At 52.3% G+C, this 26,778-nt stretch carries 29 protein-coding genes and 1 tRNA gene; 21 read left to right on the top strand and 9 right to left on the bottom strand.

Annotated features, from left to right (window positions below):
• The first annotated feature begins 170 nt into the window (after positions 1–170).
• The 11 genes from F822_RS07670 (at position 171) to rapZ (ending at position 10,584) form a co-directional block, all read left to right on the top strand.
• Positions 171–1,292, top strand: a complete 1,122-nt coding sequence (locus F822_RS07670; protein WP_025041456.1) for a 3-deoxy-7-phosphoheptulonate synthase — start codon at positions 171–173, stop codon at positions 1,290–1,292.
• Between the two features lie 151 nt (positions 1,293–1,443).
• Entirely contained in the window at positions 1,444–2,361 is a 918-nt protein-coding gene (locus tag F822_RS07665; RefSeq protein ID WP_025041455.1) for a helical backbone metal receptor, read from the top strand.
• A 490-nt stretch (positions 2,362–2,851) separates the two neighbouring features.
• Positions 2,852–3,796, top strand: coding sequence for a 4-hydroxy-3-methylbut-2-enyl diphosphate reductase (gene ispH, locus F822_RS07660; RefSeq protein WP_025041454.1), 945 nt, complete (start codon positions 2,852–2,854; stop codon positions 3,794–3,796).
• 539 nt (positions 3,797–4,335) lie between these two features.
• A complete protein-coding gene (locus F822_RS07655) occupies positions 4,336–4,860 on the top strand; it encodes a KdsC family phosphatase (RefSeq protein ID WP_025041453.1) in 525 nt (174 codons plus the stop codon).
• Positions 4,857–5,429 (top strand): LPS export ABC transporter periplasmic protein LptC, encoded by a 573-nt coding sequence (gene lptC / locus F822_RS07650; RefSeq protein ID WP_025041452.1) that lies wholly within the window; start codon positions 4,857–4,859, stop codon positions 5,427–5,429. The genes F822_RS07655 and lptC overlap by 4 nt, the downstream gene beginning before the upstream one ends.
• Entirely contained in the window at positions 5,413–6,027 is a 615-nt protein-coding gene (gene lptA, locus F822_RS07645) for a lipopolysaccharide transport periplasmic protein LptA (RefSeq protein ID WP_231623398.1), read from the top strand. Before lptC ends, lptA begins: the two co-directional genes overlap by 17 nt.
• Before the next feature lie 27 nt (positions 6,028–6,054).
• Complete coding sequence (gene lptB / locus F822_RS07640) at positions 6,055–6,777, top strand: LPS export ABC transporter ATP-binding protein (protein WP_025041450.1); 723 nt, start codon at positions 6,055–6,057, stop codon at positions 6,775–6,777.
• Positions 6,778–6,826: 49 nt separating this feature from the next.
• Complete coding sequence (locus F822_RS07635; RefSeq protein WP_025041449.1) at positions 6,827–8,296, top strand: RNA polymerase factor sigma-54; 1,470 nt, start codon at positions 6,827–6,829, stop codon at positions 8,294–8,296.
• 19 nt (positions 8,297–8,315) lie between these two features.
• Positions 8,316–8,648: a ribosome hibernation-promoting factor, HPF/YfiA family gene (gene hpf, locus F822_RS07630; RefSeq protein WP_025041448.1), complete on the top strand. Its 333-nt coding sequence runs from the start codon at positions 8,316–8,318 to the stop codon at positions 8,646–8,648.
• Between the two features lie 84 nt (positions 8,649–8,732).
• Positions 8,733–9,701, top strand: coding sequence for an HPr(Ser) kinase/phosphatase (hprK, locus tag F822_RS07625; protein WP_025041447.1), 969 nt, complete (start codon positions 8,733–8,735; stop codon positions 9,699–9,701).
• Positions 9,702–9,744: 43 nt separating this feature from the next.
• Positions 9,745–10,584 carry an RNase adapter RapZ gene (rapZ, locus tag F822_RS07620; RefSeq protein WP_025041446.1) on the top strand — a complete coding sequence of 280 codons (840 nt, stop codon included), beginning with the start codon at positions 9,745–9,747 and terminating at the stop codon, positions 10,582–10,584.
• Between the two features lie 118 nt (positions 10,585–10,702).
• On the opposite strand, the gene F822_RS07615 is transcribed toward rapZ, so the two are convergent.
• From F822_RS07615 to F822_RS07600, 4 genes are all read right to left on the bottom strand, one after another.
• Positions 10,703–11,326, bottom strand: a complete 624-nt coding sequence (locus tag F822_RS07615) for a 5-formyltetrahydrofolate cyclo-ligase (protein ID WP_025041445.1) — start codon at positions 11,324–11,326, stop codon at positions 10,703–10,705.
• 45 nt (positions 11,327–11,371) lie between these two features.
• A complete protein-coding gene (gene mutY, locus F822_RS07610) occupies positions 11,372–12,454 on the bottom strand; it encodes an A/G-specific adenine glycosylase (RefSeq protein WP_025041444.1) in 1,083 nt (360 codons plus the stop codon).
• Positions 12,451–14,010 (bottom strand): AsmA family protein, encoded by a 1,560-nt coding sequence (locus tag F822_RS07605; RefSeq protein WP_025041443.1) that lies wholly within the window; start codon positions 14,008–14,010, stop codon positions 12,451–12,453. Before F822_RS07605 ends, mutY begins: the two co-directional genes overlap by 4 nt.
• 13 nt (positions 14,011–14,023) lie before the next feature.
• Positions 14,024–14,097: transfer RNA gene (locus F822_RS07600), tRNA-Gly, on the bottom strand.
• Positions 14,098–14,244: 147 nt separating this feature from the next.
• On the opposite strand from F822_RS07600, the gene F822_RS15755 reads away from it, so the two are divergent.
• From F822_RS15755 to trmB, 5 genes are all read left to right on the top strand, one after another.
• Entirely contained in the window at positions 14,245–14,469 is a 225-nt protein-coding gene (locus tag F822_RS15755) for a hypothetical protein (protein WP_231623396.1), read from the top strand.
• Positions 14,421–14,594, top strand: a complete 174-nt coding sequence (locus F822_RS16020) for a type II toxin-antitoxin system RelE/ParE family toxin (protein ID WP_407938200.1) — start codon at positions 14,421–14,423, stop codon at positions 14,592–14,594. The genes F822_RS15755 and F822_RS16020 overlap by 49 nt, the downstream gene beginning before the upstream one ends.
• A gap of 264 nt (positions 14,595–14,858) precedes the next feature.
• Entirely contained in the window at positions 14,859–15,101 is a 243-nt protein-coding gene (gene thiS / locus F822_RS07590; RefSeq protein ID WP_025041442.1) for a sulfur carrier protein ThiS, read from the top strand.
• 2 nt (positions 15,102–15,103) lie between these two features.
• Entirely contained in the window at positions 15,104–15,916 is an 813-nt protein-coding gene (locus F822_RS07585; protein WP_025041441.1) for a thiazole synthase, read from the top strand.
• Between the two features lie 29 nt (positions 15,917–15,945).
• Positions 15,946–16,629 carry a tRNA (guanosine(46)-N7)-methyltransferase TrmB gene (gene trmB, locus F822_RS07580; protein WP_025041440.1) on the top strand — a complete coding sequence of 228 codons (684 nt, stop codon included), beginning with the start codon at positions 15,946–15,948 and terminating at the stop codon, positions 16,627–16,629.
• Positions 16,630–16,802: 173 nt separating this feature from the next.
• On the opposite strand, the gene hemW is transcribed toward trmB, so the two are convergent.
• The 3 genes from hemW to rph all read right to left on the bottom strand — a co-directional run bounded on the left by hemW (position 16,803) and on the right by rph (position 19,532).
• The gene (gene hemW / locus F822_RS07575; RefSeq protein WP_025041439.1) at positions 16,803–18,029 is read right to left on the bottom strand and encodes a radical SAM family heme chaperone HemW; all 1,227 of its coding nucleotides are present in this window, start codon (positions 18,027–18,029) and stop codon (positions 16,803–16,805) included.
• Positions 18,030–18,209: 180 nt separating this feature from the next.
• Positions 18,210–18,803, bottom strand: coding sequence for an RdgB/HAM1 family non-canonical purine NTP pyrophosphatase (gene rdgB, locus F822_RS07570; RefSeq protein ID WP_025041438.1), 594 nt, complete (start codon positions 18,801–18,803; stop codon positions 18,210–18,212).
• A gap of 9 nt (positions 18,804–18,812) precedes the next feature.
• Positions 18,813–19,532, bottom strand: a complete 720-nt coding sequence (gene rph / locus F822_RS07565) for a ribonuclease PH (protein WP_025041437.1) — start codon at positions 19,530–19,532, stop codon at positions 18,813–18,815.
• 170 nt (positions 19,533–19,702) lie between these two features.
• Here rph and F822_RS07560 point away from each other — a divergent pair, with 170 nt between their 5' ends.
• From F822_RS07560 to F822_RS07550, 3 genes are all read left to right on the top strand, one after another.
• A complete protein-coding gene (locus F822_RS07560; RefSeq protein ID WP_036576198.1) occupies positions 19,703–20,557 on the top strand; it encodes a YicC/YloC family endoribonuclease in 855 nt (284 codons plus the stop codon).
• Between the two features lie 561 nt (positions 20,558–21,118).
• Complete coding sequence (locus tag F822_RS07555; protein WP_025041435.1) at positions 21,119–21,757, top strand: glutathione S-transferase family protein; 639 nt, start codon at positions 21,119–21,121, stop codon at positions 21,755–21,757.
• A 521-nt stretch (positions 21,758–22,278) separates the two neighbouring features.
• Positions 22,279–22,911 (top strand): isochorismatase family protein, encoded by a 633-nt coding sequence (locus tag F822_RS07550; protein ID WP_036576196.1) that lies wholly within the window; start codon positions 22,279–22,281, stop codon positions 22,909–22,911.
• Positions 22,912–23,199: 288 nt separating this feature from the next.
• Here F822_RS07550 and F822_RS07545 read toward each other — a convergent pair whose 3' ends face one another.
• Entirely contained in the window at positions 23,200–23,697 is a 498-nt protein-coding gene (locus tag F822_RS07545; RefSeq protein WP_025041433.1) for an aldehyde dehydrogenase family protein, read from the bottom strand.
• A 52-nt stretch (positions 23,698–23,749) separates the two neighbouring features.
• Positions 23,750–24,493, bottom strand: coding sequence for an SDR family NAD(P)-dependent oxidoreductase (locus tag F822_RS07540; RefSeq protein ID WP_051536712.1), 744 nt, complete (start codon positions 24,491–24,493; stop codon positions 23,750–23,752).
• Between the two features lie 750 nt (positions 24,494–25,243).
• Between F822_RS07540 and trxC the strand changes: the two genes are divergently transcribed.
• Together trxC and gmk are read left to right on the top strand one after the other, a co-directional pair.
• Positions 25,244–25,675, top strand: a complete 432-nt coding sequence (gene trxC, locus F822_RS07535; RefSeq protein ID WP_025041431.1) for a thioredoxin TrxC — start codon at positions 25,244–25,246, stop codon at positions 25,673–25,675.
• A 462-nt stretch (positions 25,676–26,137) separates the two neighbouring features.
• Positions 26,138–26,770, top strand: a complete 633-nt coding sequence (gmk, locus tag F822_RS07530; protein ID WP_025041430.1) for a guanylate kinase — start codon at positions 26,138–26,140, stop codon at positions 26,768–26,770.
• The last annotated feature ends 8 nt before the right edge of the window (positions 26,771–26,778 follow it).

Here is a 26,778-nt window from a genome sequence, read left to right as displayed (position 1 = left end):
ATCCGGGTTAAGGAGAGGTTGGTGATGCCACGAAAAAATCATTAAACGCCATATTCGATTGAATGGCAAGGGTGGGTTTTTTCGGTTAGAATTCCACTTTTCCCACACGCCACGCCTTTAGCGCTACCCCTTTTCGCGCCCGCCGGTTTGTCGACACCCGATACCATTCCATGATTCTTGTCCTGAGCCCGGATACTCGGCCTGATACTCCCGAATTCAAACAGTTGTTGGGTCATCTTGCCAATCTGCCCGGTATTTCCACGCGTGTGCACACTGAAGTAGGGGTCGAGCAGGCGCTTACCGAAGTTTATCTGATCGGAAACACCAAGGCCCTGCTGATCGAGGACATGCAAAATCTGCCTTGCGTCGAGCAGGTAGTCCGGATCTCGGAGGAGTATCGTGTTCTCGGCCGGCACAAGGACGACCACAGGCCTACCCATTTCGATTATAACGGCGTGCGCTTCGGGCAGGATACGCTTAACGTTTTCGCCGGACTATGCGCCGTGGATACGCTGGAGCATGTCGAGTTGATGATGCAGGCGTTACGGGATAATGGCCAGGTATGCACGCGCATGGGCGCTTATAAGCCGCGCACCAGCCCATATTCGTTTCAGGGCCATGGCAAGGCCTGTTTGCCTTATGTCTTCGAACTGGCGGGGAAATATGGCATCAAAGTGATCGCCATGGAGATTACTCATGAGTCTCACGTGGAAGAGATTTGCGAGGCCCTTTACCGGACGGGCAACTCCACCGGCGTCATGTTGCAGATAGGAACGCGCAACACCCAGAATTTCGAATTGCTGAAAATCGTCGGGCGCCAGCAGGATTTTCCGGTATTGCTCAAACGCGGCTTTGGCATTACGCTGGATGAATCATTGAACGCTGCGGAATACCTGGCTTCCGAGGGTAATCGCAAAGTCGTCTTTGGCTTGCGGGGCATGAAAACCAACATGGCGGATCCGCATCGTAACTTCGTGGATTTTGCGCATGTACCGGTAGTCAAGCGCCTCACGCGCATGCCGGTCTGCATCGACCCCTCGCATTCCGTCGGCCTGCGCGCGTCTTCGCCCGATGGCATACTTGATATCATGCACGTGACAGCACAGGGGGTGATCGCAGGCGCCAATATGGTGCTGGTGGATTTTCATCCTGTGCCGGGGAAAGCGCTGGTAGATGGGCCGCAGGCAATGCTGATCAGGGAACTGCCTTTTTTTCTGGAAGACGTACGGATAGCGCGCGAAGCGTACGAGCAGCGTGTGGCCCTGGCTGGACGTTATCAGGAGGGTGAATAGCTTCCTCCCCTCGTCTTCTTTTCAAGGAATTGTCTAAAAATCCCGGACTGTGAGCACCCGCTTCGGAAGCCTGCTCACTTTTACCTTCCTATGTCCCGTAAAACAAATACGGCGCCATGTTTTAATACTGCTGCTTGTGTTTTCAGGATGGATGCCGGCTTCCATCGGTATCGCCGGCGTTGTTCAAACTGCAGAGAAAACCTCGTCGCTTTCCGCGTCCTCCACTTTTCCAATCAGCCTGGTCGATGATCGGGGGCACGCTATCCGCCTGGATCGATTCGCCAACCGTATCATCTCGCTTTCCCCGAATATTACCGAACTGGTATTCTCAGCCGGGGCCGGCGATAAACTCGTGGGCGCCAGCCGCTACAGCGATTTTCCCGACGCGGCCAAATCTGTTCCTGACGTTGGCGATTCTTCCAGTCTCGATCTGGAGAGAATCATTGCACTCAAGCCAGATCTCGTGATTGCATGGCGTAGCGGTAATGGGCGGTCCGATATCGAGAAACTGGAGAAATTAGGCCTGACCGTTTTTGCCGTTGAAGCAACCCGACTGGAAGACATTCCACGATTGTTGCGGACGATCGGCAAGCTGACGGGAACGGCAGCGCAAGCGGAACCTGCGGCAAGCGCTTATGAAGAGGAATTGCAGCAAATCAAGCGTAATTATGGCGACCGGCGTAAAATCAGCGTATTTCAGTTAATCTGGCATCAGCCGCTGATGACGGTGAACGGTGAACATGTCATCAGCGATATCATCAACATTTGTGGCGGCATCAATATTTTCGAGTCCGCGTCTTCTATAACGCCTGTGATATCTGCGGAAAATCTGCTGGAAGCTGACCCTCATGCCATCATCAGCAGTGTACCGTTGGGGTCGGCTGAAACGGGGGTAGAGGCGCTGTTTCGTCGATTCCCGCATATCCGGGCTGTCCGAGGCAATCATTTGTTTTTCGTGCACCCGGATCTCTTGCATCGCCAGACGCTGCGCATATTGCAGGCTGCGAGAACCGTATGTGCACAGTTGGAGAGCGTCCGGTCAAGCCAGGAAAAAAAGAGGGTGCGGTGAGGTAATGATCGGTCAATGATACGCACAGGTTTTCAAACGCTTAATATAAAGCGGAACCGGCCAAACGCTTTTGCAGCCGATTTCCTTCAAGTCCGACAGGCTGCTAAAATAACGGTTCGGCTTTTTGCATGGATTACCGATTTCCCTATCCGCGCATGCGTCCGCGTATGTGCCATAAACCTAAATCCGGTAGTTGACCGCTCATTTGATATATCAGTGTTATGATTAATAACAATATTTCATGTTATTTGACACTCACCTTTTGGGTGAGGGCGCTACGAGGTGAATTGCACAGTTTTTGGGGCACATGGCTGCGTTGCAACTTCTTGGAATGGAACGACCATTCCGCGTCGTTGCGCCTTGCCTTGCACCGCAAAAATCGTACACTTCCCCCTGTCCAACTACCGGATTTAGGTTAAATGAACGCTGAACAACAAACGATATGCCGGCAGCGGCTACTTGATGGAATCGTTTTTATGGAGAATGAACAATGATCAAGGTATTACTTGCTAACCCCCGTGGCTTCTGCGCTGGCGTCGATCGCGCGATCGAAATCGTCGAACGTGCGTTGACAATGCATGGTGCGCCCATTTACGTGCGCCACGAGGTGGTGCACAACCGTTTCGTGGTGGAGAACCTGGAAAAAAAGGGCGCTGTATTTGTCGAGAATCTCGACGAAGTACCCATTGGCAGTATCCTGATTTTCAGTGCGCACGGAGTCTCCCATGAGGTGCGGCGAGAAGCCGAGGCGCAACAGTTCAAAGTGTTCGACGCCACTTGCCCGCTGGTGACCAAAGTTCATATTGAAGTGGCAAAGATGCGGGAACAGGGGAGAGAAATTATCATGATCGGCCATGCGGGCCATCCGGAGGTTGAAGGCACGATGGGTCAGGCCGAAGGAGATGGTCCCTGCATGTACCTGGTGGAAACAGAAGAGGATGTCGAGAATTTGGTGGTCAAAGACCCGACTCATCTGGCGTATGTTACCCAGACGACCTTGTCGGTGGATGATGCGACGCGAGTGATCAAGGCTTTGAAAAAGCGCTTTCCAAAAATTACCGGACCAAAAAAAGACGATATTTGCTATGCGACGCAAAATCGCCAGGATGCGGTAAAAATGATGGTCAAGCAGTGTGATCTCGTCATTGTTGTCGGCTCACCCAATAGCTCTAACTCCAACCGTTTGTGTGAAGTCGCGAGAAATGCCGGCGTAGACGCTTATATGATAGATCGTGCCGAGCAATTGCAGGAGAAATGGCTGGAAGGAAAAGACCAGATCGGTATCACCGCTGGCGCTTCAGCGCCCGAAGTGCTGGTGCAGGAGGTAATTTCACGGCTAAGACAGATAGGAGCAGGACAAGCGGGAAGAGACGTGGTCGTAGAGGAATTGAGCGGCGTGGTTGAGTCGGTAGTATTTCCGCTCCCTAAAAATTAATCGCGGTCAGGAACCGTAAAATCTTTTTACATGAGCAAACGTCTTGCGCGCAGCCGTACAGCGCCGGCGCTATACGGCGAACCGTCCCGCTTCCTTGTTGTCATATTCATAGCGTTTTCGATTTCGCAGGAGTGAAAGATAAAGAGCTCAGCCGGTTTATTGGTGCCGGTTCTTATCGGGTATAATTTTATTCTCCAGTGGGGGATGTTTATCTCCTTTGGAATATGGCGAGCCGTCGCTGAGATGACTGTCGGATTGCCACGTTTATGCGCCTGCGGCATTCATTCGATTCCGGAATATCTATAGGCAGAATTATCTGGAGCGAGAAGTCTTCATCCAGATCTTCTTCGCGCGCACCATCTATCCCAACAGGATGGTTTGGACAAATGCCATATGCCGCGTCAAGAGGGGGAGGCAGGGAGAACGCATTGCAAGATACGAGACCTATATGATCTTGACGGCGGTACGCTGCTTGTTTCAAATCAAGAAAAATCAATTATTTATTCAGGTCGGCCGCGCAATCGGCCGTTGTAATATTGATGGAACACATACAGGAAAGGGCCAGGAAGATACGCATGGTTATCTTCGATGTGGACGGAGTCCTTACCGACGGCACTCTCTATCTGACAGATGGCGGCGAGGAGATCAAGGCATTCAATAGTCATGATGGTCATGGTCTGAAAATGCTCAAGGCAAGCGGCGTCAAAATCGCGCTGATCACTGGCAGAAAATCGCGCTGCGTCGAACTGAAGGCAAAAGATTGGGGCGTGACCGTCGTTCATCAGGGGGCAAAAACCAAATTGCCTGTATTCGAGACGCTGTTGGAGGAACAGGACCTGGATGCCTCGGCGTGTGCGTATATGGGGGATGACCTGATAGATTTACCGGTGATGTTACGTTGCGGTCTTGCGCTCACCGTACCTGCCGCGCCTTCTCTGGTGAAGAAGCATGCACATTACGTTACGCGTCTCGAGGGCGGGCGCGGCGCGGTACGCGAAGTATGCGAAATGGTCATGCAGGCTCAGGATACCCTCAACGCGCAATTGGCGATGTACCTTAAATGATCGTCCGCCTGTTTCCCGGGCTTCCCCTCATTCTACTCGCCCTGCTCGCAGCGCTGTCATTCTGGCTGAGCCAGTCGGCACGAACACCTTCTCCGGCACAAGACAACGAAATTGGCCGTACCCCCGATTACAGGATGGAAAACTTCTCGGCCACTCGCATGGATCAGGATGGTTTCGCGCGCCACACGCTCGTTGCGAAGGAAATGGTGCATTACCCGGACGACGATACCACTGATCTGGAGCAACCCCTTTTTATCAACACCGAACCCGGTAAACCGGCGCTGCAAATAAAAGCGGACAAAGCGAAGATGTCCAGCAATAACGAAGACATTTATCTTACGGGTAACGTTATGGTATTGAGGAACGCTGCCAAAGGCAGGAGCGAGACAACCATGACGACCAGCTTGTTGCACTTGATTCCGGATGATGACATCGCCAGAACCGATAAACCCGTGGTTATTACCGAAAAAAAATCTGTTATCAACGCAGTCGGCATGGAAATGAACAGCCGCACCAATATCACTCAGTTGTTCTCACGCGTAAGAGTTATTCATGACAATGCCCGCTAGGGAACCCCAGAGTAGGTGCCATGCGAATTCCACGGCAACCGCTGCGAACATCGCTCGGGGCGGGATATTTTTTACTGTATTTTTTGCTTCCCTGCTGTTTACAGGACCCGTGCTGGCGGAACGGGCCGATAGCGATAAACCGGTTCATCTGGAGTCTGACCGGGCCACTGTCCAGGATGCCAACAAGCTTGCTACATTCATTGGTAACGTAGTCCTCACGCAGGGCACGCTGATTATCCGTGCCGACAAGATGACCGTGAAAGAAGATGCCAGCGGTTTCCAGCACGCCACGGCTTTCGGTAATCTTGCCAGTTTTCGTCAAAAGCGTGATGGCAAGGATGAGTACGTCGAGGGTTGGAGCGAGCGCATGGAATATGACGCCAAGGCGGATAAGGTGCAACTCTTCAAGAAGGCGAGACTGAGACGTGGCCAGGATGAAGTGCATGGCGATTATATTTCTTACGATGCACTGAATGAGTTTTTTCAGGTGACCGGGAACAACGATACGAGTGCCCAGAGCCAATCCGAGGGGAGAGTGAGGCTGATCATCCAGCCGAAGAAGAAGGAGCCGAAACCAGACGCTGAAAAAGATGAATGAAATCGACTAACGCCCGGATCTCAAAAAATGAGCGAATTAAAAGCCGTTAATTTAAAAAAGCGATATAAATCCCGGACGGTGGTACAAGACGTTTCACTTTCTGTCAGCAGCGGTGAAGTGGTCGGCCTGCTGGGCCCCAATGGCGCAGGCAAGACCACTTGTTTTTACATGATGGTAGGGTTGGTACCCCTGAATGGGGGCAGCATATCCTTGGACGATGTCGATTTGAGCCCAATGCCGATGCATCTGCGCGCGCGCCTGGGCTTGAGCTATTTGCCCCAGGAGGCTTCAATTTTCAAGCGGCTATCCGTGGCCGATAATATTCGGGCAGTACTGGAACTGAAAAATTATACGCGCGATGAAATACAGCAGCATCTCGACGATCTGCTGCATGATCTGCACATCAGTCACATACGGACCAATCCGGCAATCAGCTTATCCGGAGGCGAGCGACGCCGTGTCGAAATCGCCCGGGCATTGGCAACGCAGCCGCGCTTTATCCTGTTGGACGAACCGTTTGCGGGTGTGGATCCTATTGCCGTGCTGGATATCCAGAAAATCATCGGGTTCCTAAAGGAGCGTGGCATCGGTGTGCTCATTACAGACCATAATGTCAGGGAAACGTTGGGGATTTGTGATCATGCCTATATCATCAGCGAAGGAAAAGTCCTGGCTAGCGGAAACCCTGATGAAATCATCTATAATGAAAGTGTGAGAAAAGTATATCTGGGAGAACATTTCAAGCTGTGAAAAAGATTCGGTCCGCACGAATCTTGCCTTACCGTGGGTATTCCAAATTATGAAGCCTACTCTCCAGTTTAAGCTGTCGCAGCACTTGACGCTTACTCCGCAATTGCAACAATCCATACGGCTGCTACAGCTTTCCACGGCCGAACTGAGCCAGGAAATAGAACGTATGGTTCAAGAAAATCCTCTCCTTGAACTTGACGATCATATCGGTAGCGATCCGATCGACTATCGGAATATGCCCAGCGATATTCGGGCAGAGCCGTTATCGGATCTGATTGAGACTCCGGACGAAGCCAGTGCGAAATTGCTTTCTATCGAGGACAGCTCCGACACGAGAAAGATGACCGATGAGTCAGACTGGTTCTCGGACGATAGAGCCGTTCGAAACACGCGGGATGACGATGACGAACGGGATTTTCAGCAACAAGCGGCGGAACCGCCCAGCTTGCGTGAACATCTTAACCTGCAGCTAAGCCTTAGCCAGATTCCAGAGCGTGGGCGAAGAATCGTTGGTTTGCTGATCGACAGCCTGGATGACGACGGCTATCTTGCACAGGATCTTGAAGAGCTCGTTGAACTGCTGCCGCCCGAGCTCGCGATAGACATCGACGATCTTCACAATGCTCTGGAACAGTTGCAACGCATGGATCCTCCCGGCATTGGGGCGCGTAACCTCAGGGAATGCCTGCTCATGCAATTGCATGCGCTGCCGGAATGTACTCCTTACCTGGATCAGGCGGTGCTGCTGGTGAACGACGATCTTGAAAGCCTGGCATCACGGGATTTCGCCACCATTAAAAAACTGCTGCACTGTGATGATGAATGCCTGCGATCGATCCGGCACCTGATTACCCGACTGAACCCGAGACCCGGCATGGCATTCAGTTCCACTGTCGCCCGTTACATCATACCCGACGTAATTGTGACAAAGATCAGCGGTTCATGGGTAGCCAGCCTTAATCCTGAAGCAATGCCCCGCCTCAAAATCAACCGGCTCTATGCTGACATCCTGAAACGCTCTCATGATGATTCCGCACGAGGCCTATCGGGCCATCTGAATGAGGCGAAATGGCTCATCAAGAACGTACATCAGCGTTTCAGCACGATACTCAAGGTATCCTCAGCAGTGGTCGAACGCCAGCAACAGTTTTTCGAGCATGGCGCAGTGGCCATGCGGCCCATGGTATTGCGGGAAATTGCGGATACGCTTGACTTGCATGAATCCACGATTTCGCGGGTAACGACACAAAAATTCATGAGGACGCCACGGGGCATATTTGAATTAAAATATTTCTTTGGCAGCCATGTAGCGACCGATACCGGCGGCGCTTGTTCCGCCACCGCAATTCGTGCTCTGATCAAGCAAATGATAAACGCCGAAAATGCACAGAAGCCACTGAGCGATAGCCAGATTTCAGAAATTCTGGGGCAGCAGGGAATTATGGTTGCCCGCCGTACCGTGGCAAAATATCGGGAGTCCATACAAATTCCTCCCGTTAATCTTCGGAAATCATTTTAATCCAAGCCAAGGAGACATGATGAATCTCAATCTTACCGGTCACCACGTAGAAATTACTCCTGCAATGCGCGATTACGTTACGTCAAAGCTGACGCGGGTTATGCGTCATGTCGACAACGTCATCGATATCAACGTGATTCTATCCGTGGAAAAGCTTAAGCAAAAGGCTGAAGCAAGTGTCCATGTGCCTGGTAAGGATATTTTTGTCGAGGCCGACGGTTCCGATATGTACGTTTCCATCGATAACTTGATGGATAAGCTTGATCGCCAGATGCTCAAGCACAAGAAAAAAAATGAAAGCCAACGTAATATCGGCGCATTAAAGAATCAGGATGTAGAACAACCTGAATAATCGGCTCAATCAGGACTTTAGCATTGTTAGATAAGCGGAAGTTTTGCCCCTTTGTCCTATAACCTGGGAGATGATTCAAGCCAGATGCCCCGATTTAACGTTGCACAGCTATTTGAAGATAAGCAGTCAAATCTGAGTCTGACCTGGGAAGCCGGTAAAGACGGCGGCGACCGGTATCTGGACGCGGAAGCCGTTGCCCGGTCGACACAGGGAATGATCGGTCACCTCAATTTCATCCACCCTAACTGGATACAGGTACTGAGCGAGACCGAAGCCAAGTATCTCAACACGCTTGGTGCCGAGTCGCTGGCGCAGAGTATGCAGCAGATCGCGCAAAGCGACCTCCTGTGCATTATCGTTGCCGGTGGCGGTTCAGTGCCGGACTCGATAAGAGCCTTGGCGGATGCCACCCGCACTCCCCTTTTCTGTTCACCCTACTCTAGCCTGGAGGTGATCTGGACATTACGCCCCTATCTGGGGCGCGTCCTTGCGCCCTCCTGTAGCCGCCATGGCGTACTGCTGGACGTTCTGGGAATGGGCGTAATGATCACCGGTGAAAGCAGCGTCGGCAAAAGCGAATTGGCGTTGGAACTCGTGAGCCGGGGCCATGGACTCGTTGCGGATGATGTCGTGGAACTTTATAGAATTGCGCCAGAAACGCTGGAAGGTTGCTGTCCTCCGATATTACGTGATTTTCTTGAAGTGCGTGGGTTGGGGATGCTGAACATCCGAACTATTTTTGGCGAGACCGCGGTACGCCGGAAAAAAAACATGAAGCTCATCGTGCATCTGCAAAAACCCAACAGCGTTGATTTCAACACGATGGAACGCCTGCCGATCAATGATGTTACTGAAAGCGTCCTGGACGTCAATATCCGCAAGGTGATCATCCCGGTTGCCGCTGGGCGAAATCTGGCCGTGCTGGTAGAAGCGGCAGTGCGCAATTATGTTCTGCAACTTCGTGGTATCGATAGTGCTCAGGAATTCTTTGCACGACATCAACAGGAAATGGAAAATGGCCAAAACAGACAAAAGCAGGAAAATGAACTTTGAATTGCAGGGCGGGAACCATTGATTCTCCGCTCGTATTCGAAAAATGCAGCTGATCGTCATTAGTGGCCTTTCCGGTTCCGGCAAGAGTATCGCCCTTACCGTGCTCGAGGACAATGGCTACTATTGTGTGGATAATCTTCCAGCAAACCTGCTGCCGGAGGTTACGGTATATTTGAAGGAATCCGGACACAAGCGCGTAGCGGTCAGTATCGATGCCAGGAGCCGCGAAACCTTGCATTTGCTGCCGCAACGCTTGGCTGATCTGAGGCGGCAGGGAATGGAAGTGCACCTGCTGTTCCTTGAAACTAAAACCGATACGCTGGTAAAGCGTTTTTCGGAAACCCGGCGCCGCCACCCACTCAGCGATAACCACTCAACTTTGCCGGAAAGTATAGAGTTGGAACGCGAAATGCTGCGCGAGATACACGATCTCGCAAACCGCATCGATACCAGCGATTTGAGCGCCAGTTCATTGAGGGCATGGATAAGGGATTTTGTCGGTCTGAATCATGCAAGCTTGACTCTCCTGTTCCAGTCATTCGGCTTCAAACACGGCATTCCTCTGGATTCCGACATGGTATTCGATATTCGCTGTCTTCCCAATCCGCACTATGAGGCGCTGCTGCGGCCTCTTACCGGAAAAGATGCCGCGGTAATTGAATACCTCGATGCACAAGCCGGCGTCAATAAAATGTTTGAGGACATCAAGCGATTCGTGGACGACTGGTTACCCTGCTTCGTTCGCGACAATCGCAATTACCTGACCGTGAGTATCGGTTGCACCGGCGGACGTCATCGCTCGGTTTATTTCGCTGAACGGTTGGCACGGTATTTCTGCGGAAACAACCAGGTTCTGGTACGGCACAGGGAGTTTGATGTGTAGAGCTGGCTGAAGGGCAAGTGCAAGCTCATTCCGGTACGAATATCGTCTTCTTTATTCCAGAAAATATCCTGAAGCTTGCGCACAGCGGTGGGGCTGAATGCCATCGCTGGTTATGCCCTTACCGGAGTGTCTCTGCCGCGCATTCCTCGGGAGAGATCAACACCATGCCGGTTGTCGCCACCCGATAAATTCCGGCCTCGGTCACAATAAAATCCATTGTAATATCATGTGGTTGCGGATGCACGCTGTGCATCCGCAAAATTTCGAACGCGACGCCGATCGCCAAAGGCCGGGGAGTGATCGCGATCAAGGTACGATCGAAATAACCGCCGCCATATCCCAGCCTGAAGCCCATCTGGTCGAAGCCTATCATCGGGATTACCAGCGCGCCAACCGTGACCACGGCGGTATTATCCGGTACTGGAATGTCGTAGGCCCCCCTTTTCATCGGCGCACCCGGCCACCATTTGCGAAAACACAGCGGCTCCTGTTTATTCACTACTTCGGGCAGTGCAAGCGTCGCGCCGCGTTCCCGGATAAAATTCATCAGCGGGCGCGGATCATATTCGCCTCGATGAGGCCAGCAAAACCCCACCACGTTGCGCTGCAAGGATGGAAAGCCCTGTTCCAGCAAGGTTGTGATAGCCGTACTCCAGCGGCGGTGCTCCCCTTCGGTAACGCATTCCCTGCGTACCATCAACTCGGCGCGCTGCAGCTTTCTCCACGCTTGCCAGCTATTCATCATCCTGAAGCGCTATCCGCGAAGGCGGCATCTGGTTTCCTTCCATCACAACGGTTTTTCAACGGGTGCGCAATGATCATGGCAAGCATATTGCATGAGCAGCTTTCTGACGGGTGAAGGAATGGCTGCCTTCAGTGCATCATCAAACGTTATCCAGCTTTTGCTTCCGTCCGGCGTCACGGCTGAGGAGCATGAAACCACTTGCAGTGGCTGTGGATGAATCCGCAGCCTGAAGTGAGTAAAGGTATGATCAAATGGCAGCACTCGCGCCAATGGTGCTACTTTCATGCCAAAACGACGCATGCAATGTTCATTTGCACTTTCGTTCACCGGCATTTCAGGCAGGCACCATAAATTGCCCCAGATTCCTGCGGCTGGGCGTTTCTCCAGAAAAATCCGCCTCTGCTTCATCAGCATCAGAAGCGCCGTCTCCCGCTCTGGTAGCGGCTTTCTTGGTCTCGGAACAGGGAGTTTATCGGTTCGGTTATCCCGGAACGCGATGCAATCCTGTAGCAAGGGGCATAATGAACATTTGGGCTTGCCGCGAGTGCAAATCGTGGCGCCGAGATCCATCAGCGCCTGGGTATAAGCTTCGATCCCGTTCCCGTCTTTGCCGGGCAACAATTCCTCAGCTTTTTGCCACAGTAGAATCTCGTTCTTTTTCTCTCCGGTATAGCCATCGATTCCGAAGTAGCGGGCAAAAATACGCTTGACGTTACCGTCGAGTATCGCGCATTGTTGCCCGTGAGCAAACACGGCAATTGCGGCAGCAGTAGAGCGCCCTATACCGGGCAGTTGCCGGATCACTTCCACATTTCGAGGAAAGACGCCTCCATGATCTGCGATAATCAGGCGCGCAGTCCGATGCAGATTTCTTCCGCGCGAGTAATAACCGAGCCCGCTCCATTGCGCCAGCACATCATCGAGGGATGCCGCAGCAAGGCTTCCGATATCGGGGAAGCATTGCAGAAAGCGCAGGTAGTAAGGAATAACCGTACTCACCTGTGTCTGTTGCAGCATGATTTCAGACAACCATATCGCATACGGGTCGCGAGTGTTCTGCCAAGGCAGGTGGTGGCGGCCATGATCTTTTTGCCAGTGGATCAGCTTTGTGGCAAAAGAGCTCAATGAGGGTCCCGGTACTGACCGGTCCTGATATTCAGTTTCATCCCGGACGACGTGACGTTAGCAGCTTTCAGTATGCCGATCCGGATCGAGCCTTGGATTTCCACACTCTCCAGATCATCGAATAAGGATAAGTCGAACGGTTCATCCACACGTTTTGCGCTCGCAATCTTTGTTGTAAACTCTCTTGTCCCCCGCTGCTTTTGCTGGGGTGGCAGGAAGCGATCCAGATCAAGCTGGCCGATATCCACCAAAAAATTGAGGACAGGTTGAGTTAAGCTGCTTGCTTCCAAATTCCCTTTGATATCGCTGTCTCCCAACTTGCCATTAAACTGCACCTGTACATTTTGAGCCAAGCCATCCAATGAAGCGCTACCCTTCAAATTACCATGGAGGCCATCTGCAATGCCGGCGCTGCCGGCATCGATAGTGATCGCCAGATCCGACAAAGCCAGTTGCTGGGCAGTGGTGCTGCCGGCAAGCGGGGAGGCAAGCATGGCCTTGACGACTCTCTCATTTATCTGTGATTCCATCTCGACCGTGAGCACGCTGCTCTTGAAATCGCTTATCGTGCCGTTCAAGCCTGAAAGAGAGAAATTACCGTTGGTGTTACCCCCGGCGCTGATAATTTTCAGCACCGCAATAATTCTATCGCTGGCCACTTTTTCGCCATTCAGGCTCAGGCGCGGTGCATCAAACTTGATATCGAAATTATTTCCGCCACCTGTTCCAGCAATGCCGAGAGTCAGGCCACTGACAATGAATTCACCGGTAGCAACACCAGCAGCAAATCTCGCAGAGAGATCCCCCGTGGAACTTATCACGAGATGATTGATCCCGCTAATTGTCCCCGTGCCCTCAAGGTTAAGGCCACTCACGGCGTAATATTGCTTTTCCGCATCCAGCGTTAAATCAAATGTCAGTTGGGTGGCAAGATCGATCTCAGGCTGTTCGGGTTGGTTCATTCTGAACGCTAATTCCAGTTTGCTGCGAATAACATCATCCATCGAGCTGGATGCGGTATTGATCTGGTCAGCCTTGAGATTGAGATCATCGAATATATACTGCTTCTGGCTGGCTTCATCGCGAAAAACAAGCGTGCTTTTTTCCGCGAGTACGTGACCAATATTGAATTTGAACTGTTCCGGCTTTTCGCTTTTAACGAACAGGTCATCAATATTCGTATGCCCATCCGTAAAACGGATCAGATTGGCTTTCAGCCCCGTTATCGTGATTTCGTCCAGCTCCAGTTGCTTCCTGAGCAATGGCAAGAACGCCAGAGATACCAGAATATTCTCCGCAGAGGCAAACTCCACGTTACTTTGATATTCGCTGAGTGAGAGGCCATTGATCTCCGCGCCGAGCCTGGGGAAAAACGTGAGCTTGATATCGCCATCGAGCTTGAGCTCGCGCTGCTTTTTTTCCTTCACCAGTTGGATGATCTGAGGCTTATAGGCGTTAGGGTCGAAAGTTGCGGCAATATATATGGCGAGACCGGGCAGCAGAATCGTCAGGGCAGCGACAAATATGATTAAAGCATATCTGGGATAACGGTTCATAGGCCGGGAAAGGTGGAGCGGGTGAAGGGAATCGAACCCTCGTCGTAAGCTTGGGAAGCTTCTGCTCTGCCATTGAGCTACACCCGCCTCATGGGTGAATTATACGATGGAAACAGCGTTATAGCCCGGGCGGTTTCAAAGACCAAGTGCAAAAAGGGCGGCATGGTGTTGCGTGAAATCGTGAGGGCTACATTATGATTACTTCTTATATACCTGTTCTGGTATAACGCACATATGACCGACAAAGAAGAAAAACCACTCGTCTGGATCGGGAGCAGCAAGAAAGATCTGGTGGCGTTTTCGACCAATGTGCGTAAGTTTTTCGGTCACGCTCTGGACTTCGCGCAGCGCGGTGATCGACACGACGCGGCTAAAGTGCTCAAGGGTTTCAGTGGCGCTGGCGTCCTGGAGTGGTCGAAGACGATGCGGGCGGTACGTATCGCGCTGCCTACACCGTGAAGGTCGAGGAAGCTGTATTCGTCCTTCACTGCTTCCAGAAGAAGAGCAAGAGCGGAATTACCACGCCAAAAGAAATTGCAGCAGAGAGATTCCCGGGATGGAAAATCCCGGAAGGGTGGCATTGATCAGCGTTTCCTTAGAAGTCCTGATTGTCGACTATGAGGCAGCTCCACCGTATAATCTGCATTAAACCTGAATCCAGTGGTCGATCACTCATTTAATATGATCAGTATTATGATTAATAACAATATTTCATATTATTTGATTGACGCCCATCTTCTGGGTGAGGCCGCTATGGGGCAACACCAGATTTTAGGTTAAGAAGAACGTTATTGCGCAAGCCAAGTCACAGTTAATCCCAGCGTATCCGCTTCAAGCAACTTTTAAATATGATACAACTTATCGTTAATGGTCAACCCCAGCGCTTTCCCGTCTCGCCTGCGGAAACAGGAACTCGGGACGCAGATGCCATGACGCTGAACGTGACACAATTGCTGGAGCACATGGGATTGCAGGGCAAGCGTATCGCCATAGAACGAAATGGCGAAATCATCCCTCGCAGCAAATTCGACCAACCGATCCTGGCGGAAGGCGATCAGCTTGAAATCGTCGTGGCCGTAGGGGGAGGCTAAGGGTGGACAATATCGTCATCGGCGGCAAGGCTTATTCTTCCAGGCTTCTGGTAGGCACCGGAAAATACAAGGATTTTGACGAGACTCGCGCTGCGGTTGATGCCAGCGGCGCGGAAATTATAACGGTAGCGATTCGCAGGACCAATCTCGGACAGAATCCCGATGAGCCAAACCTGCTGGACGTGCTGCCGTCATCCCGATATACCTTGTTACCCAACACAGCCGGATGCTATACGGTGGACGACGCCGTGCGCACTTTACGCCTTGCGCGTGAATTGCTGGACGGCCACACGCTGGTAAAGCTGGAGGTGCTGGGTGATCCGAAAACCCTCTACCCCAACATGGTGGAAACCCTCAAAGCTGCCGAAATTTTGATAAAGGAAGGTTTCCAGGTGATGGTTTATACCTCGGATGATCCTATCGCAGCCAGGCAACTGGAAGAAATCGGCTGTGTGGCGGTGATGCCGTTGGCCTCACTGATCGGTTCCGGCATGGGTATTCTTAACCCATGGAATTTGCAGATCATAATAGAAAATGCCAAAGTTCCGGTAATAGTGGATGCAGGTGTCGGCACGGCTTCGGACGCGGCTATCGCGATGGAGTTAGGCTGCGACGGTGTCCTGATGAACACCGCAATTGCTGCCGCGCGCAATCCGGTACTGATGGCTTCCGCCATGAAAAAAGCGGTGGAAGCGGGTCGCGAAGCCTATCTGGCTGGACGCATGGCCAAGAAGCTTTACAATGCCAGTCCCAGTTCGCCAGTCGATGGGACCATTGCCGGCAGCCACCAGCAAAAAGACAGAGACAAATCCTGATCACTGCCGGTTTTTCAGATTCCTTATAAATGGCAGAGCATCGTCCCATCCGAAGCTTTGTTCTGCGCCAGGGTCGTGTCTCGAATGCGCAGCGTCGCGCTCACGAAACATTGATGCCTCTATATGGCGTTTCGTTCACCAAAAGCGCTGCGGCAAGTCTGCTCGATCTCGAAACTATCTTCGGCAGGTATGCGCCCCGATTCCTGGAGATTGGCTTCGGCATGGGTGAGACGACGGCCGTTATCGCCAACGCGCATCCACAGAACGATTATCTCGCTGTTGAGGTTCACACACCCGGCGTCGGCAGTTTGCTCAAGCAAATCGAAGAACTTGAGCTGACGAATATACGCATTGTCCAGCATGACGTAGTGGAAGTGCTGCAGCACGCATTGCCGCCGGAATGCCTGGACGGCGTGCACATCTTTTTTCCCGACCCTTGGCCCAAAGCCCGACACCACAAACGCCGATTGATACAACCGGAATTCGTTGAGCTGCTGTGCCGGCATCTGAAGCCCGGTGGTTATATCCACGCCGCGACCGATTGGGAGGAATATGCGGATCAAATATTGCGGGTATTGTGCGGTGAATCGCGGCTGGCCAATACCGTTGTGGATTACGCGTCACGCCCGGAATACCGGCCTTTGACCAAATTCGAACAGCGTGGTTTGCGGTTAGGACACGGGGTGTGGGATTTGATATTCCGAAAAAAGTAACGAGCTATATTAGCCCGGATGTTTCATAAATTGACGCGCGCCCTTGCTGGTCTTTTGTTTCGTATGAAAATTTCGTTCAGTCGGGCGTATGAATAGCTACGCCACTCTTTCACAAATCTCCCTACAAAACAAAATCCTGCACAATCATCACGCGAATTTATGAAACATCCGGGCTAGTCGTTGCTTTTCTCGGGAAGGAAGATTTGCAACAGATCATTCAAAAAGCGCCTGCCGGTGAGCGTAGGCGCAATGCATCGATAATCGCGTGTAATCAGGCCTCGTTGCTCGGCCTCGTCAAGCTGGCGTTGGATGCGGGTGATGGGCAGGCCAGTACGTTCCGTGAACATTTCCGTGGCAAAGCCTTTCGTAAGACGTAGCGCGTTCATCATGAATTCAAACCCACGGTCGTTCCGCCCTACCTCATGCTGTTCCATGACAGGCGGGCCGGCATCCGGTGTGGCCTGGGCGGTTTTGGCGAGGTACTCCCTGGGTTGCTTGTAGCGTATCTGGCGCACGATCCTGTCGGCAAAGCTTATCTTGCTATGCGCACCTGCCCCGATCCCAAGATAATCGCCGAATAACCAGTAGTTCATGTTGTGATGCGATTCTCGGCCCAATCGGGCAAATGCTGAAGTTTCATAATTGATATAGCCTTTCTGCGCGAGTGTTTGCTCGGCCATTATCTGCATTTCCGCGGCCAGATCATCGTCGGGCAATGGCGGCGGATAGCGATGAAACAGCGTGTTGGGTTCCAGCGTCAGATGATAGGCCGAGATGTGCGTAACATCACACCTGATCGCGGTCTCGATATCGTTGTGGGCTTCCTCCAGCGTCTGGTTCGGCAGGCCATACATCAGATCGAGATTCACATTGTCGAAATTTTTCCGAGCGATCTCAACGGCCCGCTGCGCATCATTGTCGTCGTGTATTCGACCCAGAGATTTAAGATGCCTGGGGTTGAAGCTCTGGATGCCGATAGATAAACGATTGATCCCCGCTGCGCGAAAATCGGCGAATTTTTGCGCCTCGAAAGTGCCGGGATTGGCTTCCAGCGTCACCTCGGCGAAAAGTTCGAGCGGCAGCAAAGCCCGTACGGCACCGAGGATTTCGTCTATGGACCCGGCACTGAACAGGCTTGGGGTGCCGCCGCCGAAAAACACGCTGATCACCTTGCGACCCCAAACTTGCGGCAGCGCCGCTTCCAGGTCACGAATAAGCGCCGCCACATACTCAGCCTCGGGCACGCCATCCTGATCGCGAACCTCATGGGAGTTGAAATCGCAATAGGGGCATTTTTTCATGCACCATGGGATATGAATGTACAGGCTTAACGGGGGCAGCGATTTCAGCTTCGGCGACTGAGAACCCAGTATGAGTGCAGGAGAAATAATTGTTGTCATGACTAATAGGAGAGATGACAAACAAAAGAAAATATCGTTTCAGCGATGATTGAAATTATGGATCCTACAAGAAAACAATATGAATTTTGTCATCCGGACTTGACCCGGAATCCAAACCAACAACGGCGTGCTTTGTTAGCCGGATCAATCTTTTCGCCGATCCTAGGATGCAGTCCTGGCTCAGAGCGTTTCTTCGCTGATTCGTTCAACGAGCCGAGCCAGTGCTTTACCGCGGTGGCTAATTCGATTCTTCTGCTCTGCCGAAAGCTCCGCAGCAGTTTTACCGAGGTCCGGCAGAAAAAAATAAGGATCGTATCCAAAGCCTCCGGTCCCGCGCGGCCGAAGCACAATTTCGCCATGCCAGCTTCCATCGGCAATAAGGGGCTGCGGGTCGTCGGGGTGGCGCAAGAGCACGATTACGCAATAATAGTGAGCTTTGCGGTCGGTTTCGTCTGTCAACACATCGACCAGCTTCTGATTATTGCGCTCGTCCGACCTGGGCTCTCCCGCGTACCGTGCCGATAGAATGCCTGGTTTGCCATTTAAGGCGCTCACGCAAATACCCGAATCATCCGCCAGAGCCGGCAGCCCGGTGCATCTGCTGGCATGGCGCGCCTTGACGAGAGCATTTTCGATGAAAGTGCAATACGGCTCTTCCGATTCAGTAACATTGAACGCAGACTGGGGCAATACCTCGATCCCCAGCGGCTGCAGCAGTTGGCCGATTTCCCGCAACTTACCCGAATTACTGCTGGCGATTACCAGTTTTTGCATATCAGCTCTTTATCGGGCGGCCAATACCGCTTTTTGAATTGCGATCAATTCCTGTATCCCCTGCTGCGCCAGATCTACCATGGCGTCCAGGTCGTGGCGGCTGAACGGAGCCCCTTCCGCAGTTCCCTGCATTTCCACCAGACCAGAATCGCCGGTCATGACGACGTTCATGTCGGTGTCGCAGCAGGAGTCTTCAAGATAATCGAGGTCGAGCACTGGCACGCCTTCGTACATGCCGACCGAGACCGCTGCAACATGACCGAGTATCGGCGTAGCTTCTATCATCTGCTGGTGTAACAGCTTTTCTACCGCATCATGCAGCGCGACAAAAGCCCCGGTAATGCTGGCGGTGCGTGTACCACCATCGGCCTGGATGACATCGCAATCGATCTGGATGGTGCGCTCGCCCAGTTTCGTCAAATCCATTACTGAGCGTAATGCGCGCCCGATGAGGCGCTGGATTTCCATCGTGCGCCCGGATTGCTTGCCCTTGGCTGCTTCGCGCTGCATGCGCTCGTTAGTGGAACGTGGGAGCATGCCATATTCCGCAGTGAGCCAGCCCTGCCCTTTTCCACGTAGAAACGAGGGTACTTTCTCATCCAGGCTGGCTGTACATAATATCCTGGTATCGCCACACTCGATCAGCACCGCCCCTTCTGCATGCTTGGTGTAATGGCGGGTAATTTGAACCGGACGAAGTTGAGCCGGCGTGCGATTGCTGGGACGCATGGTTGTGAGATTCTCTAGATGATTTTGTAACGGCGGCGTTTTACCGGCGGTTGGGGTAAGGGTGCAAACTCGTCCTGCATGTCTGCGACGATCATATGCGATAATCCCCATCGCCCCCTATTTTAACCTATCAGGACCTGTCAGTGGATGAGTTAGCGACGATCTACAGCATGACCGGCTATGCCGTGGTTGCCCGCGAATTGCCACAAGGTTCACTGAATCTGGAGCTGCGCTCGGTTAATAACCGCTATCTGGATATCCAGTTCCGCCTGCCTGACGAATTCCGCTTGCTGGAAGTGACGATGCGTGAATTTCTGACCGCCCGGCTGAATCGTGGAAAAATCGAATGCCGCGTAAGCTTTTCCGGGATCGCGAGTACCGAAGATCTGCAGCATATCAACGCTGACCTGTTGCAAAAACTACTGGCGCTGAACCGTACCGTCAGGGCTGCGTTACCCGACGCCCACGGCCTCGAGGTGGCAGATATCCTTCGCTGGCCCGGAATGTTGAGGGCCAATTCACTGCCGGCAGAGAGCCTGCGCGAACCTTGCCTGGAATTGCTGGCCGTTGCCCTGCATGAGTTGGCGGCGGCACGTGCCCGGGAAGGCGAAAAACTTAAAGTCGTCCTGCTTGAGCGCCTCTCCAGGATGCGTTCCCTGGCAGCTGAAGTGGCACCGCGTATTCCTGCCTTGCTTGTGGCATTTCAGGAAAAGATCAAAGCCCGTTTGCACGATGCCATGATAAATTGCGATGATGAGCGTATCCGGCAAGAACTGACGTTGTTCGCCGGCAAAATCGATGTAGACGAGGAACTGTCCCGCCTGCAGGCTCATTTTGAAGAAGTGGAACGGGTCTTACGCAAAGGCGGCGCAGTCGGCAAACGGCTGGATTTCCTGATGCAGGAGCTCAACCGCGAAGCCAACACGGTGGGCTCAAAATCGGTAGATGCGGAAGTATCGAAAATTTCCATCGAACTCAAAGTCCTGATCGAGCAAATGCGTGAGCAGGTGCAGAATCTGGAGTGACGTTTCACTCAAAATCACACCATGTCAATTTTTCGTTAAAGCCGCTAACCATGCGGCTTTCTTCCTTTCAGGCCATTGCAATCCATATCATCAAGGTTCAGAATGAGTGTGTACACATGGTGCTTGCGGCGGAAATTTAGACGGCCAGCGTGCCCGACTACATGGATGTGCTGGACAAACTGAAGGCGTTGCGCTCGTGAAGCCGGTCGTGGGCGACCTTTGTCAGTGGCTATCAATTAATATAATTAATAATCTTAAACTGACAAAAAAAGAGGGAAAAAGTGTCCGGAATATTTGTCGGTGCTCGCCGCGCATAACGTCCGTTCCGCCTACGGGTTTCTCAAGAACGAGTACCGGCGCATCGGCGCGATGCCTCAGCACAAGGTGCTGTGCACGGCTTTTTTAAGCTCCAATGTAAATTTCACCTAATATGATAAATAACCATATCAAGTGGGGTGACATGAATCGACAAAGATTAACTATGAATAGGACGAGTTCGGTTGGCAGTTTTGATAAATCAAACCGTTTTCAGGAGTCGTCAATGAACTTTAGGAGCACGTGATGAGTAACTCCATTCTTTATACTATGCCGGGTACCTGTGCGCTGGCACCCAACATTGCCGTCGCTTGGCTGAATGCCCCTGTGACGATTAAAACGATGGCACATGGAGATCAAAAAAAAGAAGAGTATCTGTCTATCAACCCAAAAGGTAAGGTGCCGGCCCTGCAATTTGACGACGGCGACGTATTAACTGAAGCCGCGGCGATTCTGGCATATCTTGGCGCCGAATACGGCAAAGAGGGCTATGCGCGCAATGAGAAGCTGGGGCGCAAGGAAGCCGAAGCGCTGAGTTACATGACTTCGGAAGTTCACGCAACGTATGGTCCCCACTTCGCAGCACAGGCGTTCGCAGACAGTGATTTGGCCCAAAAAGAAATCAAGGCCAAAACGTACGAAAAGCTGGCAACGCATTACGCTCGCATGGAGGGGAGTCTAGCAGCCGCCGGTGACTGGTATCTGAAGGATCGGAGTTTTGCCGATGCCTATCTCTATGTACTCACGCGATGGATCGAACAGACCCCACTATCCATCGATAATTATCCAAATCTGAAAAAACATCGTGCGCGAATGGAGGCTGATGAAGGCGTGAAGCTCGCTTTGCAACGCCAAAATATGGAGCCGTTGTCATACCTCACATAAAACCGATAAACGGGGAGCAGGTTTGCCGAAAGGCTAAAAGGGTGAATCGCATCGGGAGTGCATATCAGATTACGTGGCTAACTTCCATTAGCTGTGTGATTCATCCGTAAGCTCCCCCGTCTGGTAGGCAGTTCCAAGGCTAGCTGCGGCATTTGCCCAGACCTGGCGCGGCCACTTGGTGCGCCAGGTCTGACCTACCCGCGGCAGCTACAGCGCCGCCGCGCCATCGAGAAGATCCGCGACCGCGCCCCCTGCCAACATCGGCCAAGTTAGGGTCGATATCATGAAACCCGAAGTGCCGCGCCCAAAAATCGACCATGCTGCAAAGACTGAAGACATTAGAGCGCGGATTCGGACGCGACATGGGGCGCTCGCTCTAATATCAGGGATTACCCGCTGTCACAGAATTTTGGCTTAACTGAGGCAAAACTATGGACCACTTCTGTTAGCAAGGAATGCGTCTCCTATACTGCATGCATGGTGACAACGCCATTCTTAATCACTCTATAGGAGAACGAATTATGAAAATCGATCATATCCAGAAGTCCCATTATGAGCACTTGACGCGGGACAACGCTGTACTGCTCATTGTCGACCATCAGGTGGGCTTGTATACCGGGATTCGTGACATCGACACGATGCAGTTGAAACACAACATTGTCGGCCTCGCGAAGGCTGCCCAAGCGCTCAAGATCCCGATCATTGTGACGACCACCACCGAAAGAATGTGGGGGCCGATGATCCCGGAACTGCAGGAAGCGTTGCCCGGGAACCATCATATCGAGCGGACGACTGTCAATGCCTGGGATGACCCGCGCGTGGTGGCGGCGGTGAAGGCAACTGGTCGCAAGAAACTGGTCATTACCGGTATCTCGGCCGACGTCTGCTTAGCGTTTCCGGCGATTTCCGCCTTGACCGATGGCTATAGCACCTACGCTGTCGTCGATGCTTCCGGTAGCTTCACTAAGGAGCAGTCGGACCTCGGTGTGATGCGAATGGTGCAAGCCGGTGTCATTCCGGTCGGATATTCGAATGTGGCTGTCGAGATTCTGGGCGACAATGCGGCTCCCGAAGCATCGGCTGTTTATGGGGCATTGAACATGCCGTTCGCGGGCCTGGTCTACAACCTGAACCAGTACTTCTCGCACAAGTAAGCCCACATGGGGAAGTTCGACTTGGCTCTGTTCAAGGGGAGCATATCAATCCCTGTGTTTGCGATAGTCGCAGTTCGACCCACTCTGGCCGTTCAAGGCAAAGTTGGTTCAGCGACAGGTATCTGATTGGAGCAGTCACCCAGTGTGGCAACTCGGGGGCAGCAGGTTGACCAAAGCGGAAGTACATCAAGGGATGGTGATCCGTCCGCGCTAGCCGCCATACCGGAAAATCTCTGGTTCCAAGCAAGCGGGCGGCAATCCGCACTGCCGCCACCAATCCGGGTGGCGTTACCCGATAATTGCTTTGGGTTCCAGATATGCCTCCAATCCAAACACGCCGAACTCCCGCCCGTAACCCGACTGCTTGAAGCCACCGAACGGGGCCAGTGGGTCATGGAACTCGCCATTAATGCACACGCGGCCAGCATCAAGCTGGTTAGCGATACGGTATGCGCGCGCCTTGTCGCCTGCGGTGATATAGGCCGCCAAGCCATAGGGGCTGTCGTTGGCGATGGCAATGGCGTCCGCTTCATCTTTATACGGGATGATCGACAGCACGGGGCCAAAGATTTCCTCTTGCGCAATGCGCATGGAGTTCTTCACGTTGGTAAAAATGGTGGCTTTGACGAAGTTGCCAGCCTCCAGACCAGTTGGCTTGCCCGTGCCGCCAGTGAGCAAGGCGGCGCCTTCTTCAATGCCGATACGGATGTAGTCCTGTACACGCTCGAATTGCTTCTGGTTGACCATGGGGCCGATGGTGGATCGGCAATCCACCCAGCCACGCATAGCACAAAATGCGCGCCTGCGAGAGGGCGCCTTCAAAACGCCACGCTAGGCGCTACCCGATGCGATACTGACCTCCGTCTACCACTATTACCTGCCCTGTGATGAATGCAGCATCGTTGCTTGTCAAAAATAGAACTGCGCCAGTGACATCCTCGGGTTTCCCGAGCCGTTTGATCGCCTGCTGTTTCCACGTGGAGCGCTTTTGCTCTTCCGACTGAGGTCGGATTGCCACTGTATTCGTCAGGCCCGGCAAAACCGCGTTCGCGGTAATACCGTCGTTTGCAACATCATTGGCCAGACCTCTCATGAATCCGATAATTCCCATTTTTGAAGCAATATAGTGGCTCATGCCCGGTATGGCCAAGCCAACCATGTTTGACGATATGCCGACGAAGCGGCCCCACTTCTTCTTCCTCATTGTTGGCAAGAAATACTTCACACTTAAGAAGTGTGAGTCCAAATTCGTGGCCATCGTCTTCCGCCACGTCGGCAGATCCAGTTCGTCGATAGAGCGATTTGGAAAATAACCCGCATTGTTTACAACGATATCCACCTCGCCGATATCGCGGCTCTTAAGGGATACCGAACGCCAGTCCTCTTCCTCTGTCACGTCAAGTTGAAACGCGTGCGCCGATCGGCCGATCTTGTCCACGGTCTGGTGCGGAAGCGTGAGGTCCGTCGCAATCACTTCCGCGCCCCGTTCCGCGAGTGCCAATGCGATCGCTTGTCCGATACCTTGGGCGGCGCCGGTCACCAAGGCCACGTGTCCTTCGTGTGTCTTTATCGAGGTTTTCATGCTGTCTCAATCAAAACTCTCAGGCTGCCTTTAAAGCTGAGGTCCACCAGAGGAAATCGTCGATCATGACGTTGGCTGACTTCTCCAGCTCGGCGAGCCCTTTCGGTGTCCGGCCTTTAGGTGCAGAATTTAGAGTGACATATCGTACGGCGCCAGACCGAAATTCGCACGAATAAAAGGTTTCATACAAATGTCTACCCTTCTATCCGCCTAGACCACGAGTTACTCATTACGTGTAGAAAATCGGTATTAGGTAGGAGATCAAGCGACATGACCTTTATTTTATAAGCGTGGATGGGGCGGAGCATTAAAAGTCTGAGAACTTCCCTTTCTAAATTGGCCTGAGCAGTACCCCAAGGCGTTTATGGGTCCGAGGCGATGACTTATACCCAACCTATTCCCAGAATGCCCAAACCGGCAACAAGTATTACAATATAAATAATCCAGGAAGTTATACTATTCATGTCGTTCCCCTTCATATAGAGATAGAGCATCCATATCATTTGCCTTTTTCACTGCTTATATCCGTGCGCTAAACCACAGAGATAATATGGAGGCCAGTTTGCCTCAAAGCGAAGATGGGATATCTCCGGGATGCTTTTTTGCCGCCGCCGCAAGAATTGGACATTAGATTAAAAAGCTTGTCAGGTCGTGTGAATCAAAAAGACCGAACATGGATAAATGACATTTGAAATCGGGTGGACCGCCCTCATCTGATCAAGTAATCAATCACTGCGATATACGAACTCCATGAGCGACTCCTCTCACCTCGTATGCCCTCACTGTCAAGCGATCAATCGTGTGCCGACTGCGCGACTCGACCAGAAACCCGGTTGTGGGCAGTGTCACCAACCTTTGTTCACGGGCCATCCAGTAGAGCTCACCACGTCCACATTCGCACGACACCTAAACCACAATGATATACCGCTGGTAGTGGATTTCTGGGCGCCGTGGTGCGGGCCATGCAAGATGATGGCTCCAGCCTTCGTGCAAGCCGCGGCAATGCTGGAGCCGCTTGTCCGTGTAGCCAAGGTGAACACCGATACCGAGCAAGCGTTGGGTACGCAATACAGCATCCGCAGCATCCCTACTTTGATTCTGTTTAAAGACGGGCATGAAGTGGCGCGGCAGGCCGGTGCTTTGACAACACAGGATATTGTGCGCTGGGTTCGTGCACATTAATCCTGAATCCGACCCGTCCAACTGCCGGATTCGGGATTAATGGCATTGATTGGATTAACCGGATCAGTTGGCTTGGTTGGAATGAGCCGAAGCTGTTAAACTTTGGCAGCACACTTGATAATCAAGCGACAGCGCTGCTATAAACCTAAATCCAGTAGTTGACCGCTCATTTAATAGATCAGTGTTATGATTAATAACAATATCTCATATTATTTAACACCACCTTCCGGGTGAGGGCGCTACGGGGAGAATTGCACAGTTTTTGCGGCACATGGCTGCGTTGCAACTTGTTGGAATGGAACGACCATTCCGCGTCGTTGCGCCTTGCCCTGCACCCCAAAAACCGTACACTTCCCCCCGTCCAACTACCGGATTTAGGTTAAAAAGCTGGAAAGAGGGAACACCGCAACCAGCAAACTGGGGGGTGATACCGTGCGTTAATACTGTAGGGTTAACTTCAATATGATCATAACGCCGGGTGACTTATATATTATCAGTGCCCCATCAGGCGCGGGAAAAACCAGCCTGGTCAAAGCCCTGCTTCAAACCGGTATCGACCTGAGCCTGTCAATTTCATACACCTCGCGGCCGGCGCGTCCTGAAGAAATCGACGGTCGCGATTATCATTTTATACGCCGGGAGATTTTCGAGCAGAGGCTGAAACAGGACGAGTTTCTGGAAAGTGCGCAAGTTTACGGAAATTTCTATGGCACTTCAAAACGTTGGATCAACGAAACCGTAGCTTCGGGACGCGACGTTCTGCTGGAAATTGATAGCCAAGGCGCTCATCAGGTGCAAAAGGTTTTTTCTCAGGCAGTGAAAATTTTTATTCTGCCTCCTTCGCTCGAGGTGCTGGAAATGCGCTTGCGGCAACGGGCTCAGGATAGTCTCGAAGCGATCGGACGCCGCCTGGCGGCGGCCCGCGACGAAATCAGCCATGCCGGCGAGTATGACTATGTTATCATCAATGACAGGCTGGACAAGGCATTACAGGATTTGAAGTGCATTGTACAAGCCGAGCGCTTGAGAATGACGAAACAGCTTGCCCGCCACCATGGTCTGGTGGCGCAACTCGGCAGAACGCTTTCTCCATAAGCGACGAT

Origin of the sequence: Nitrosospira briensis C-128 (assembly GCF_000619905.2) — a bacterium.
Classification (GTDB): Bacteria; Pseudomonadota; Gammaproteobacteria; order Burkholderiales; family Nitrosomonadaceae; genus Nitrosospira; species Nitrosospira briensis.
Note: the sequence above shows the minus strand (reverse complement) of the source record. Positions and strands in the feature narration are given on the sequence as shown.